Source organism: Aromatoleum petrolei (genome assembly GCF_017894385.1).
Classification (GTDB): domain Bacteria; phylum Pseudomonadota; class Gammaproteobacteria; order Burkholderiales; family Rhodocyclaceae; genus Aromatoleum; species Aromatoleum petrolei.
Genome location: NZ_CP059560.1, coordinates 658,205 through 671,424, shown reverse-complemented (window position 1 = coordinate 671,424; position 13,220 = coordinate 658,205). Strand labels below are relative to the sequence as shown.

General features: G+C 58.3%; 8 protein-coding genes. 7 read left to right on the top strand and 1 reads right to left on the bottom strand.

The genetic code is table 11. From position 1 onward, the window contains the following. The first annotated feature begins 211 nt into the window (after positions 1-211). The 4 genes from ToN1_RS03075 to ToN1_RS03060 all read left to right on the top strand — a co-directional run bounded on the left by ToN1_RS03075 (position 212) and on the right by ToN1_RS03060 (position 6,311). On the top strand, positions 212-634 hold the full coding sequence (locus ToN1_RS03075; RefSeq protein WP_169204544.1) for a DUF4124 domain-containing protein: 423 nt from the start codon (positions 212-214) through the stop codon (positions 632-634). A 270-nt stretch (positions 635-904) separates the two neighbouring features. Beyond that, a complete protein-coding gene (locus tag ToN1_RS03070; RefSeq protein WP_169204543.1) occupies positions 905-1,717 on the top strand; it encodes a hypothetical protein in 813 nt (270 codons plus the stop codon). A 581-nt stretch (positions 1,718-2,298) separates the two neighbouring features. Continuing rightward, entirely contained in the window at positions 2,299-5,448 is a 3,150-nt protein-coding gene (locus tag ToN1_RS03065; protein ID WP_169204542.1) for an ATP-binding protein, read from the top strand. Next, positions 5,445-6,311: a response regulator gene (locus ToN1_RS03060; protein ID WP_169204541.1), complete on the top strand. Its 867-nt coding sequence runs from the start codon at positions 5,445-5,447 to the stop codon at positions 6,309-6,311. The genes ToN1_RS03065 and ToN1_RS03060 overlap by 4 nt, the downstream gene beginning before the upstream one ends. Before the next feature lie 406 nt (positions 6,312-6,717). Here the strand turns inward: ToN1_RS03060 and ToN1_RS03055 are convergent, their stop codons facing one another. Next, positions 6,718-7,629 (bottom strand): LysR substrate-binding domain-containing protein, encoded by a 912-nt coding sequence (locus ToN1_RS03055; protein ID WP_096447412.1) that lies wholly within the window; start codon positions 7,627-7,629, stop codon positions 6,718-6,720. 97 nt (positions 7,630-7,726) lie between these two features. Between ToN1_RS03055 and ToN1_RS03050 the strand changes: the two genes are divergently transcribed. From ToN1_RS03050 to ToN1_RS03040, 3 genes are all read left to right on the top strand, one after another. Further along, positions 7,727-11,284 carry an indolepyruvate ferredoxin oxidoreductase family protein gene (locus ToN1_RS03050; protein ID WP_169141808.1) on the top strand — a complete coding sequence of 1,186 codons (3,558 nt, stop codon included), beginning with the start codon at positions 7,727-7,729 and terminating at the stop codon, positions 11,282-11,284. A gap of 86 nt (positions 11,285-11,370) precedes the next feature. After that, complete coding sequence (locus ToN1_RS03045; protein ID WP_050416130.1) at positions 11,371-12,132, top strand: electron transfer flavoprotein subunit beta/FixA family protein; 762 nt, start codon at positions 11,371-11,373, stop codon at positions 12,130-12,132. Beyond that, positions 12,132-13,061, top strand: a complete 930-nt coding sequence (locus tag ToN1_RS03040; RefSeq protein WP_050416129.1) for an electron transfer flavoprotein subunit alpha/FixB family protein — start codon at positions 12,132-12,134, stop codon at positions 13,059-13,061. The genes ToN1_RS03045 and ToN1_RS03040 overlap by 1 nt, the downstream gene beginning before the upstream one ends. Positions 13,062-13,220: the final 159 nt, after the last annotated feature.

Here is a 13,220-nt window from a genome sequence, read left to right as displayed (position 1 = left end):
CAAGCGACGGGATGTCGTATCCATCTCAGTTGGAGTGCTTGGCAGCTCGCATGCCACGCACTTAAGATGTCGGGCGAATCTTCATGTACCCGGGGGCCACTTGCTAAACGACTGTAATCGGTCGAAAAGTGTCGAGCGCGCGACTGTCCTCCGCACGACGAAGGGCTCTGCACTGACCGCGATCGCATTGTTCGTGATCGCAGCCCCAGGCATGGACGCATGGGCGCAGAATCTGACGCCGCCTTCGCGAACGGTCTTCAGGTGTGAAGCGGATGGCAAGGTGACCTACTCGGACTCCCCGTGCCTAGGAGCGCGCAAGATCGAGGTCGAACCCACACGGGGGGTAAGCAAGTTATCGGGCAGCGAACGCGTTGGCAACGACGTTCGCCTCGAACGGCACCGCGAAATCATGGCCGATGCCCTAAAGCCGCTCACTGGCATGGACGCGAAGCAGATGGACGTCTATCGGCGACGGATCAAACTTGAACCCACCGACCGGCAGGAATGCTACGCCTTGGATGGCGACCTCGCAGCGATGGAGCAGCGTGAAAGGCTTGCCTCCGGATCGCATCTCTCATCGATACAAGGCACCTTGCTAAAGATGAGGCTTCGCTATCGCGAACTTGGGTGTTAGGCGGGCTGATGGGAGCCGGCCACAAGCAGTCGATCGTGCTCTCTTCCATAAGTCGCCCTTCGCACTTGCATTAGCATGTTCGGGTGTCGGCTGCCCGGCACAACAAGGACCGGACCATAGAGGGCCATCCTCCCCCGGCCCACAGGCAGTTTGCCCGAATCCGGTCGGCCGGGCTGATCGAGAAGCCAAGACCAGAGAGCTTCGAACGGACCCGGCGCCTGAACCATTTATAGGTGGTGATAGGTTTTGCCTGGCATTACAGGAGATCAGATGACCCGCACCGCGAGCGATTTTCCCAACGATGCGATCATCCGCATATCGAACCTTGACGTTCCTATTTACCGCATCTTTCCCGTTTGGCACCTTGAAGAAGCGGTGCGCCTACGGCGGGCGGTGTTGGTACCGCCCCGTCGCTGGGACGACCCGTTCGAGGTTGTCGGAAACGCGATTTCTGTGGATTGCCAGGACGGCCCGGAGATCATCAATCAGTCGTTGCCGCAAGCGTACGCACAATGCTGGTCGCTAACCGAAGAGTCTGACACGCTACTGCGCGCTTACTCTCGGGTTGTCAAGGACGCGCTGTTCGGCAGGAATACATCCCCGAGAGACGAAGGCGTCCGGGTCAGGAGCACCCCGCGCAAACTTCTCGGAGCCTTGAAGCGGGGGACACCCGTAGGACTCACTGGGGAATGGTTTCTCGGTGCGGTGAAGTATGTAGGTCGCACGGAACTCTTGCAGGAACTGGCCAACGCAATCGGCGCGCATGGGAAAAGAGTCTTCTACTACCCAGCCAATCACGCAAAGCTGCTTCTCCTGAAGCGATCAGCCTTTTCTCACGAAGCCGAGGTACGCGCGATCTTCGTACAACACGACACCGATCAAGATCACGATCTCTTGTCGATTCCGCTTGATCCCAACGAAGTTTTTGACGAGATCACGTTTGACCCACGACTGCAGACCTCCGAACGGAAGGAGCGAGAGGCTGTATTGAGATCGTTGGGTTACAGCGGCAGCTTTGGGGAATCTGAGTTGTACCACCGGACGCTTCTTCAGGTGGTCGTATCGAGCCCGCCCAAGGAGTGAGCGCTAACAATCACGATATCGATAACGGCAAAGTTTGGGGAGGTCGGCATACGTCGCACCGCAGAATGAATTGCCTACGAGCCCGAATATTGCCATCGCATCATTGAATATGCGCGACTCGTAGGCAACGACTCTGATCGAGTGTCGGCTCCTTATCCGCTGCGACCGGCTGAAATTGGTCGGGTCGAGACGGTCGCACTGGCTTCGCGTTGTACCCGGGCGGGTCCGAAGCCGGAGGTCTCAGTTCGGCCACGAGCGATCATCGAAAAGTAACGAAAAGTACGGTTCTGAACGGCGGGTTGCTCTTAAGGAAAGCGACCTTCGCAAGCGACTGACAGCTCGTCGCCATCTCCGCATAATGCTGGCATACTGGATCTTCTTGTTCCGTAAGTAATGCTTTCGAAGTCGATTACATCTCAAACGGATGTCTTCATGGGAAGTGACGTCAAATTTCAAGTGTGACCTTGAATTTCCTATCCTCTGCCGAAATTGGGACGAAGGCCGCGATGGATATTTTTGCTATCGTTGTGGGAGCCCGGCAATAGTTAGGTATATACATTCTTAATAAAGGGTACGTTTCTGTGTCAATCGACATGAATTCCGTTCGGGCTTTGATTAATCGTATATTTTCTCAATATCCGACAGTAAGCGCCGCTCTATTCCATCGCTCGGCAATTACAGAAGCTCACGAAATCCTGTGCGCGGCAAACCTACCTAGCGCTATTCTTCATGTATGGGAGGACCTCGGAAAGGCAACCGTTCCCCTGTACGGCGCTCGTGGTGTTTTCGGTGGGGTTTCCGACGGATCTCCCGGAGAAGCTAGTCGCAGGCTTCAATCACTTAACCAACCTCTCATTGCGAGAGTTGGGCAAGCACTTATTCAGGCCGACCTTGTGACGTTTGGGCAAGGAGTAACCAATACCGAGCGGTTATCAGTACGAACACAAGCCGATATTGCGGCGCAATTTATTGGCGCCTGCGCTCACTTAGTTGGTTACAACTTTGTTGCTAGCACTGTTCTGCCTACGCTTGCTCCCCTGCGAGCCTTTTCGGCAAGTGCCGCCAAAGATAGTAAGACCAGTCTGCAAGAGGCACTGCAAGCGCGGAAACTAGGCTTACCTAAATACTCTTTGCTCGAAACACGGGGGGAGGCGCACGACGCAATCTTCGTTGTGCAAGTCGAAGTACCATCCGGGGAAAAGGCATGCGGTGAAGCGCGATCAAAAAAAATGGCTGAGATGGAGGCCGCTGGTGCTCTCTTGAAGCATCTTTTTCCTAGGCTGTCCGGCAAGCAATCTATTCCGGTTGCTCCGGCGACCGACATCCCAAAGCTCGCAAGTGGAATCCAGAAGCTACCGAACGAAGTCGAAGTACGCGCCCTAGCGGCTAGCCTGTCGCTTCCGAGCTGGGCAACTAGGTTACTCGGACTGGCATTTGTCCATTGCAGTTATCCAGAGGTTCGGCAAACACCTACCTTTGGGCGAAGCAACAAATTGCTAGCGTTCCTTGGTAGCTACGTTCTGCAGTGGTCCTTCCGGGACTTCATTATTCGAACATGTAGTATCGAGGATATCGAAAAAGCTGGTGGGCTCGCGAACCTGAGTGCTGCACTAATCAATCCAGATGCCTTCGAACAACTCTGCAAGAAACTGCTTCCAAAAGATGCATGTCTGATCGGTCCTGGGGAAAAATCTCTGAGCAAAAGCGTTATTGTTGAGTTTGCTCAGTCAGTTATTGCTGTTGTTTTCCTCTCCCGAGAGCAAACGATCAATTCTTCCATAGACTGTTTTGAAGACATCCCAGATATTGACGATTATCTGCGCTCAAAGCTGGCTCTTCATAAGACACGAGATAATACTCTATCCCCAAAAACGTTGCTCAATGAAAGGTGTCAAGCAATTGGTGTGCGCGTCAGGTGGGAAACTCGTTCGTCAGCAGGTAGCAAAGTCAAAATTAAGCCCACCGTTCGATTTAAATCAGAGGTTGCTGATAAAGATCTTTGCATTGCTTTTCCAGAGCGTACATATTTGTCACATGAGTTTGACGGGAACCGAATAGTTGAGATTCAGTGCGCACGCACCCTGTTAAGTGAGTTTGATAGTTTGGTAGGGGTATCTCCATTTAATGCTAAACATCAGTCTCTCGCGGCATATAGTGCGATTCGAAAATGGTTCGCCACCCACTTGGTAGAAACAATACACACGATCAGTAAGGAGAAGTTCGGTGTAAGGCTATCACGTATAGGCGATACTGACGTTCTGGGTCTCGATTCCGCAAGGAAGGGCAAGTTTCAGTCGTTCCATAGGATAGTTACTGACCTCCTAACTGAGTCTGGTCTCCGCAGAGAAAATGACGTTTCGCGTTTCTTTGAGTTTTTCGCACAAGCTGGTAGGGAGTCACGCCAGCAGGCTTTAGTGAAATGCTTGATTGAGTACCTCGATCAATTGCAGGCTCTGCTTGACAACCTCGATCCGCTTTCATTCGAAAATACGATTCAAGGTTATGACCAATTTCAGAAGCTCACTGAATTTGCCACTGCCTTTAAATTACGTGGTCGAACAATTTGTTCAGTCGAGGCTGACGATCTAATAGACCAACTCAAGATAGGGCTTCGTCGTCGGCGATGTCGAGTCGAGTCATCGATTTCAGTCAGCTCGGTTATACAGGAGCCTCAAGGGTTTCACTTGGCGCTAATTGCTGCGCTAGCAAAACTTCTTGAATCAATCGACAAAAGCAATAGTGTAATTCAACTAGATCAAATGGATTACTGCCTGCGCCTATCCGTTTCAAAGCCGGCTCATTATAAAGTCAATTTAGATGAAGTCTTTTCGAACAACCCGGTATGGCGTGCAATTAATGAATTGTTGCCCGTTAGTGGCGTTGAAAATTCTAGCCTTGCAATTGAATTGTTGATTCCCAGTATTCCGCGTACGGAGTTCGATATGATCGTCCTGCAGTGCTGGGGAGCGTATCACCAACTGGACGCATTGGACTCGCGGACCTATGATTCTATTGCGGCAATTCTTCATGATATGAAAAATGAGCTCCTCGCCTTTTCAGAGGCTGCACAAAGAGCAAGGGCCGCGGCTGAGATGCGTGCACGATACTCATTGGCGACTGATGCCAGTCGCCATATCGATACTGCCAAAGACAAAATTTCTGCTATTCGATCGCTCGCCAAGTCCTCGCTTTCACTTGACATCGCTCCGTTAGAGCTTGGCCCCTTCATGCACTCGTTGGTCTCAGAGACATGGACTATTGTTCCAGAGGGAGTAACCTTTATCCCTCCTGGTATTTCCGGAAAATTTGCGTTATGGTCAAATGAATCTGGATTGAGGTCTGTTCTCTCCAATCTATTACGAAACGCAATTGAGGCAGTTGGTTCTGAAGGCAAGGTTATTCTTGAGTACCTTGTAGACTCTGTAGAAAAGACTGTTACGTTCGAGATTACTGACTCCGGCCCAGGTTTATCAGATTCGCAACTTATTGCTCTTAATAATGGATTGACACTAGATTCGTCAAAAAGGAGCGGCCAAGGTATTGGACTTCTTACTGTTTTAATGATTATGAAGGAGTTGCATGGAAGGATTCGATTCGAAAGAATGTCTTCTGGCGGTAGCAGAATCTCTTTCGATCTTCCTTCTCTGGAACCGGTCGCTCCTGATTGCACAGGCAATTCAGAAACCACTGAGGCCGATGAAACGGAATTCGAAAAGGTGATGCTGGAATGAAGATTCTTTGGGTTGACGATCAAGTCGATACCGCCCAGACGTTCGCGAATATTCTTTCGTCTAACGGCATTGATGTCGAATTTTCAACGGATGGAGAAGATGCCCTCAGAAAGGTTGAGCAGTGTTCGTATAGCCTTATTTTGACGGACCTTGCAATGCCGCCCGGCCGTTGGGGAGGGTTGTGGCTGTTGGAAAGGCTCAAGCACATAGCCTCGGCGCCGCCAGTAATTGTCGTTTCCGGCGAAGGATCACAGCAAGAAACAATTCAAGCTATCAGGCTTGGGGCCGCCGACTACGTAACTAAAGAAAATCTATCTACCGAATTGCTCACACAAGTTCAAAATATCGTAGCTTCAGATAGTGCTGCAATTGATGCACTAAAGGTCATTTCTGGTGGAGAATGTGGTTCGGTAGAGTTCAAGTCGACGCTCCGCTTTAATTTGCATGCAAAGCGCGCCGATTCGAATATCGAATTGGCTTGCCTTAAATCCATAGTCGGCTTCTTGAACACAGCGGGTGGCACCCTAGTCATCGGAGTGAAGGATGACGGGGAGGTTCTTGGTCTCACGTTAGATCAATTCCAAAATATCGACAAATTTCAACTTCACTTCTGGAATCTCGTTAGAGACGCAATTGGCCCGGAGTTTTCTGAGTACATTGCGGCCCAACCCGTAACGGTTAAGGGAGAGGAAATTTTTGTGGTTAACTGTCGCCAATCCAATCGCCCGGTTTTTCTGAAATGGAAATCGTCCGGTGAATCGAGGGCTCAAGAGCTTTTCTTTGTGAGGGCTGGCCCTCAAACTGAGCAACTTGGGACTCGTCAAGCTTTGGCTTACATCAATAGCCACTTTACTGAATCATGAACAGCTTGCAATCGAACGACTAGTATTCATTTTTTTCATGGGGCTGTTCTTTAGGAGTGCTTGCGGCTTGGTCTCTGAGTCGAAGTATGCGACATCGGGCGTATGCGCGCCGAGGGGAGGGCAATCCCTCCGGCCAATAAGCAGTGGAGGTGCTGCATGGCTGTTCCTCTCATAAACCTGCCACTGAATAACCGGGTCAACGAAGGTCTCTTATGGGTCGGGAGTTCGCGTTCACCGGATTGAAAATCTGCCGCTCGTCGTAGTCCGCGGTTGAGCGGCAGGTAACCAATGGATTACTGACCGGTACACACTTCCTTTCGAACGACCGTTCAGGCCGAGTACTTGTCGTCCGACCGTCGCCGCTAGACCATCCCGTCTGACGTGCCCGTAACGACCGCCGCGCCGCTCAGCTCCCGCAAGCCTGTATCAGGAACTGCCTGAACGCGTCGGCGGATCGTTCCAGCGTGCCGTCGTGCCGCCAGATCAGCCCGACTTCCATGTCGGGTACCACATCGAGAATGGGGCGGGCCTCGATCTTCTTGCCTTCCAGCGACCACGGCCGATACACCATGTCGGACAGGATGGTGACGCCGAAGCCGTGCGCGACGAGCCCGCGCAGCGCTTCGACCGAGCCGGTGCGAAACGCGATGTCGGGCTGAATGCCCTTGGCTGCCCAATAACGCTGCGTCGACAGTTCGCCTTCGTCAACGGTGACCTGGATGTAGGGATAGGCAGCGACGTCGGCGAGGGCCGCGTTGTCTTTTTGCAGGAGCGGGTGGGCGGCCGAAGTCCATAGCTGGCGGCGGGAGCGCAGCAGCACGTGGTGGCCGAAGCGTTCGCGCTCGACGACGTTGGACAGGATCACCACGCCCAACTCGATATCGCCGGCCGCGACGCCGGCTTCGATGGCTTCGCGGTTCATGTCGTGGAGGTCGAGTTCGACGTCCGGATAGTTCGCGCGAAAGCGGGCGAGCAGCGGGGGCAGGAAATAGCCGAGCACGGTGTACGAAGCACCGATGCGGATCGCGCCTTTCAGGTGGTGGGCCTGGAAGCGCGGTTCGCGCAGAGCGTCTTCGAGCGCGTCGAGGATGTCGCGCGTGCGTCGATAGAAGCTGTGCCCCTCGGCGGTGAGGCCCACGCCGTGGGGTTTGCGGTCGAACAGGCGCACCCCCAGCGATTCTTCCAGGAGCAGCACCGCATTGGTGATGGCCGATTGCGAAACGTGGGCGCGCGTGGCGGCCATCGAGAACTGGCCGGTCTCCGCGGCGGCGATGAAGTAGCGCAGCTGGCGCAGGGTGACATTGTTGTCGACCGGCATCCGTTTTCCTAATACCAGAACTCAGTATTGGTGATTTTACGATACATAGACAGATTCGTACTATGTGTCGATATAAATAGAGAGTCTGGAGGGGATGATGAACTCACCGCTGTCTGCCGAGGCGAGGGATGCACTGCTTTCGGTCACGCTGGAGGACAAGTACACCCAGGAGTCCGGACGCATCTACCTGAGCGGTACTCAGGCCTTGGCGCGCCTGCCCATGCTGCAGAAGGAGCGCGACCGGCGCGCGGGGCTGAACACCGGCGGCTACATTTCGGGCTATCGCGGCTCGCCGCTGGGCGGGCTGGACATGGCGCTGTGGAAGGCGAAAAAGCATCTTGCCTCCCACGACGTAGTCTTTCAGCCCGGCCTCAACGAAGACCTCGCTGCGACCGCCGTGTGGGGCACGCAGCAGGTGAATCTTTACCCCAACGCCCAGCGCGACGGGGTATTCGGCATGTGGTATGGCAAGGGGCCGGGCGTGGACCGCTCGGCCGACGTGCTGAAGCACGCGAACGCCGCAGGGACCTCGCCCCATGGCGGCGTGCTGATGCTCGCCGGCGACGACCATGCGGCGAAGTCGTCGTCGGTCGCGCATCAGTCGGAACACCTGCTGATCGCCTGTGGCATTCCGGTGCTGTACCCGGCGAACGTGCAGGAGTATCTCGACTTCGGCCTGCATGGCTGGGCGATGAGCCGCTACTCCGGGTTGTGGGTGTCGATGAAGTGCGTCACCGATGTCGTCGAGTCGTCCGCATCGGTCGAGATCGATCCGGACCGCCTGCAGATCGTCATTCCGGATAGCTTCGCAATGCCTGAAGGCGGGCTCAATATCCGCTGGCCGGATACGCCGCTCGCGCAGGAAGCGCGCATGCTCGATTACAAGTGGTATGCGGCGCTCGAATACGTCCGCGCGAACAAGCTCAACCGTATCGTGATCGATTCGCCCGACGCGCGCTTCGGGATCATGGCGGCAGGCAAAGCCTATCTCGACGTGCGTCAGGCGCTGACGGACCTGGGTTTGGACGACGATGCCTGTCGACGGATCGGCATCCGCCTCTTCAAGGTGGGCTGCGTGTGGCCGCTCGACGCCCACAATGCGCGCGCGTTTGCGACCGGACTGGAAGAAATCCTGGTGGTCGAGGAGAAGCGCCAGATTCTCGAGTACGCCCTCAAGGAGGAACTGTACAACTGGCGCGACGACGTCCGCCCGCGCGTCTACGGCAAATTCGACGAGCGCGACAACTCGGGGGGCGAGTGGTCGGTGCCGCGTGGGCAATGGCTGCTTCCGGCGCGCTACGAGCTGTCGCCGGCGATCATCGCGAAGGCCATCGCCGCGCGACTGGAGCGCGTGGGGCTGCCCGAAGACCTTCGCGCCCGCGTGTTCGCGCGCATCGATGTCATCGAGGCGAAGGAGCGCGAAGCGGCGCGGCCTCGCGTGACCGTCGAGCGCAAGCCCTGGTTCTGTTCGGGCTGTCCGCACAACACGTCCACCCGCGTGCCGGAAGGCTCGCGCGCGCTCGCCGGCATCGGTTGTCACTACATGGCGATGTGGATGGACCGGCGCACCGAGACTTTCACGCAGATGGGCGGGGAGGGCGTGAGCTGGCTCGGCCAGATGCACTTCTCGGGCGACAAGCACGTCTTCGTGAACCTCGGTGACGGCACCTATTTCCATTCGGGCCTGCTCGCCATCCGCGCGGCGATCGCCGCCAAGGCGACCCTCACTTACAAGATCCTCTACAACGACGCGGTCGCGATGACGGGGGGGCAGCCGGTCGACGGGGTGCTGACGGTGCCGCAGATCGCGCAGCAGGTGAGCGCCGAAGGTGCTAGCCGGGTCCTGATCGTGAGCGACGAGCCGGAGAAGTACGCGATGCGCGCCGGTCTGCCGGATGCGGTGACGGTGCACCATCGGGATGAGCTTGACGCGTTGCAGCTCGAGCTGCGCGAGAGTTCGGGGGTGTCGGTCCTGATCTACGATCAGACCTGCGCCACCGAGAAGCGCCGCCGCCGCAAGCGCGGCGATTACCCTGATCCGGCCCGCCGCGCATTCATCAACCCGGCAGTCTGCGAGGGTTGTGGCGACTGCTCCGTGGCCTCCAACTGCCTGTCGGTGGAGCCACTGGAAACGCCGCTAGGCACCAAGCGCAAGATCAATCAGAGCGGCTGCAACAAGGATTTCTCCTGCCTGAAGGGTTTTTGCCCGAGCTTCGTGACCGCCGAGGGCGCGCAATTGCGCAAGCCCGCAGCGCGCGAGTCGGCGCCGGTGACTGCCTCGGAAGCGCTGCCTGAACCCGCACTGCCCGGGCTGGACAAACCCTGCGGTATCGTCGTGACGGGGGTCGGCGGAACGGGGGTAGTGACGATCGGTGCGCTGTTGGGCATGGCGGCTCATCTGGAACAAAAGGGCGTCACCGTGCTCGACATGACCGGGCTCGCGCAGAAGGGCGGGGCGGTGTTGAGCCACGTGCAGATCGCGGCGACCCCGGCGGCCATTCACGCCACCCGGATCGCTACCGGCGAGGCCGACGTGCTGATCGGCTGCGACGAGATCGTCTCGGCTTCGGCCGAAGCGCTCTCCAAGGTTCGTCAGGGACGCACGCGAGCGGTGGTCAATAGCGCGCAGACCCCGGCGGCGGAGTTCCTGTCGAATCCCGACTGGAAGTTTCCGGGGGCGGCGGCCGAGGGCGACATCCGCGCCAGTGTGGGCGATGCCTGTGAATTCATCGACGCGAACGCGCTTGCACTGCGGCTGCTCGGCGACACGATCTACGCCAATCCGCTCGTGCTGGGGTTCGCGTGGCAGAAAGGCTGGATTCCGGTCGGCAAGGCGGCATTGCTGCGCGCGATCGAGCTGAATGGCGTCTCGGTCGAAAAGAACCAGCAGGCGTTCGAGTGGGGACGGCTTGCGGCACACGACGCGGGAAAACTGCCGGTGGCCGACGCTTCGGGGCGGGGTGAGGCGGTGGTGCTGGCTATGCCGGAGTCGCTGGACCGGCTGATCGAACGCCGCGTCAGGCTGCTCAGCGATTATCAGAATGGTGTCTATGGCGAGCGTTACCGAAAGGCCGTGGCGCGGGTGCAAGAGGCCGAGCGAGCGGTGGTTGGACAAGGCCGACTCGCCCTGACCGAGGCTGTCGCGCGCAACCTCGCGAAGCTCATGGCGTACAAGGACGAGTACGAGGTGGCGCGGTTGCACAGCGCGCCCGAATTCCTCGCCCAGTTGCGCGAACAGTTCGAGGGCGAGCCCGGCCGGGATTACCGGCTCAACTTCCACCTCGCGCCACCCCTGTTCGCGAAGCGTGGCGTTGACGGCCTGCCCCAGAAGCGCGCCTACGGTCCGTGGATGATGCGTACCTTCCGCCTGCTCTCCCGCTTCAAGGGCCTGCGTGGCACCGCCCTGGATCCCTTTGGCAGGAGCGCGGAGCGGCGCCAGGAGCGCGAACTGGTGAAGGACTATTTCGTCTTCATCGACCGCATCTGCGACGGCCTGTCGCGAGACCGGCTGGATGTCGCGATCGAGCTTGCGCGCATCCCGGAACAGATTCGTGGCTATGGCCACGTCAAGGAACGCAGCATGGCCGGCGCGACCAAGCGTCGCGAAGAGCTGCAGGCCCGGTTCGAGGCTGGCCGGTCGGAACGGGCAGCCTGAAGTGCGCCGGACAACAACATCGAGGCGCTCGCGCCCTTGATGGTCGTACGGCGCGAATCAACCAGCAATCGACAACAAGGAGACTCATGAAGATCCTGGTACCCGTCAAGCGCGTGCTTGACTACAACGTGAAGGCCCGCGTGAAAGCGGACGGTTCGGGCATGGACCTCGCCAACGTGAAGATGGCCATGAACCCCTTCGACGAGATCGCGGTGGAAGAGGCTGTGCGGCTGAAGGAAGCCGGCATCGCGACCGAAGTGGTGGCGGTGAGCTGCGGCGCGGCGGTGTGCTCCGAAACCCTGCGTGCGGCGATGGCAATCGGGGCCGACCGCGGCATCCTCGTCGATTGTGGTGAACTGAACGACGCCGAGCTGCAGCCGCTCGCCGTCGCCAAACTCCTGAAGGCCCTGTGCGACACGGAAGCCCCGCAGCTGGTGATCTGCGGCAAGCAGGCGATCGACGACGACGCGAACCAGACCGGCCAGATGCTCGCAGCCCTGATGGGCTGGCCGCAGGCCACCTTTGCATCGAAGCTGTCAGTGGACGGGAACCTTGCCACGGTCACGCGCGAGATCGACGGCGGCCTCGAAACCCTCGAGATGACGCTGCCCGCGGTCGTCACCACGGATTTGCGCCTCAACGAGCCGCGCTACGCGACGCTGCCCAACATCATGAAGGCGAAAAAGAAGCCGCTCGAGACCGTGAAGCCCACGGATCTGCGAGTCGATGTGGCTCCGCGTCTGGCGATCCTGAAAGTGGCCGAGCCGTCCAGGCGCAGTGCCGGCGTGCTGGTTCCGGATGTCGCGACGCTGGTCGATAAACTGAAGAACGAAGCAAAGGTGATCTGATGGCCGTCCTCGTCATTGCGGAACACGACAACCAGTCGATCAAGACCGCGACTCTCAACGCCGTGACCGCCGCGCAGGCGGTCGGAGCGGACATCCACGTCCTGGTCGCGGGCAGCGGCTGCTCCACCGCCGCCCAAGCCGCCGCCGCCATCAGCGCCGTCGCGAAGGTGTTGGTATGCGACGCGGCCCAGTACGAAGCACAGACCGCCGAGAACGTTGCCGAGCTCGTGCGTGCGCTCGCCGCCGACTACAGTCACGTCTTCGCCGCGGCAACCAGCGCCGGGAAGAACATGCTGCCGCGCGTCGCCGCACTGCTCGACGTCGCGCAGATCTCCGACATTGTCGCGGTCGAATCGGCCGACACCTTCGTGCGACCGATCTACGCCGGCAATGCGCTAGCGACCGTCAAGAGCACCGACCGCGTGAAGGTCGTGACCGTGCGCACCGCTGCGTTCGACGCCGCGCCGCTCGGCGGCTCCGCGCCGATCGAGGTCGTGCCCGCCGCGAAGGACCTGGGCCTGACCCGTGTCGTCGGCCGCGAACTCACGAAGAGTGAGCGCCCCGAACTCGGTGCCGCCAAGATCATCGTCTCCGGTGGCCGGGGGCTGGGTAACGGCGAGAACTACCGCACCCTGCTCGAGCCGCTGGCGGACAAGCTAGGCGCCGCGCTCGGAGCGAGCCGCGCCGCGGTCGACGCGGGCTTTGTCCCCAACGACTTCCAGGTCGGCCAGACCGGCAAGATCGTCGCGCCCCAGGTCTACATCGCGATCGGCATCTCCGGCGCTATCCAGCATCTGGCGGGCATGAAGGATTCCCGGCTGATCGTCGCGATCAACAAGGACCCCGAGGCGCCGATCTTTCAGGTTGCGGACTACGGCCTTGTAGCGGATCTGTTCGCCGCGGTTCCCGAACTGACAGCGAGCCTTTGATCTGCAGGTCATGCCGATTCGCTGGCCGTGATGCCAACCCGTTCCCGTTGGATTCTTCGGTGGCAGCTATTCCTCTCCCGCTGCAATCCCTGCCGAAGATCCCTTCGCCCATCGGTCGCAAACCGGTGAGTTTTTTTTGGTTCAAGGGTGTTACTGCGC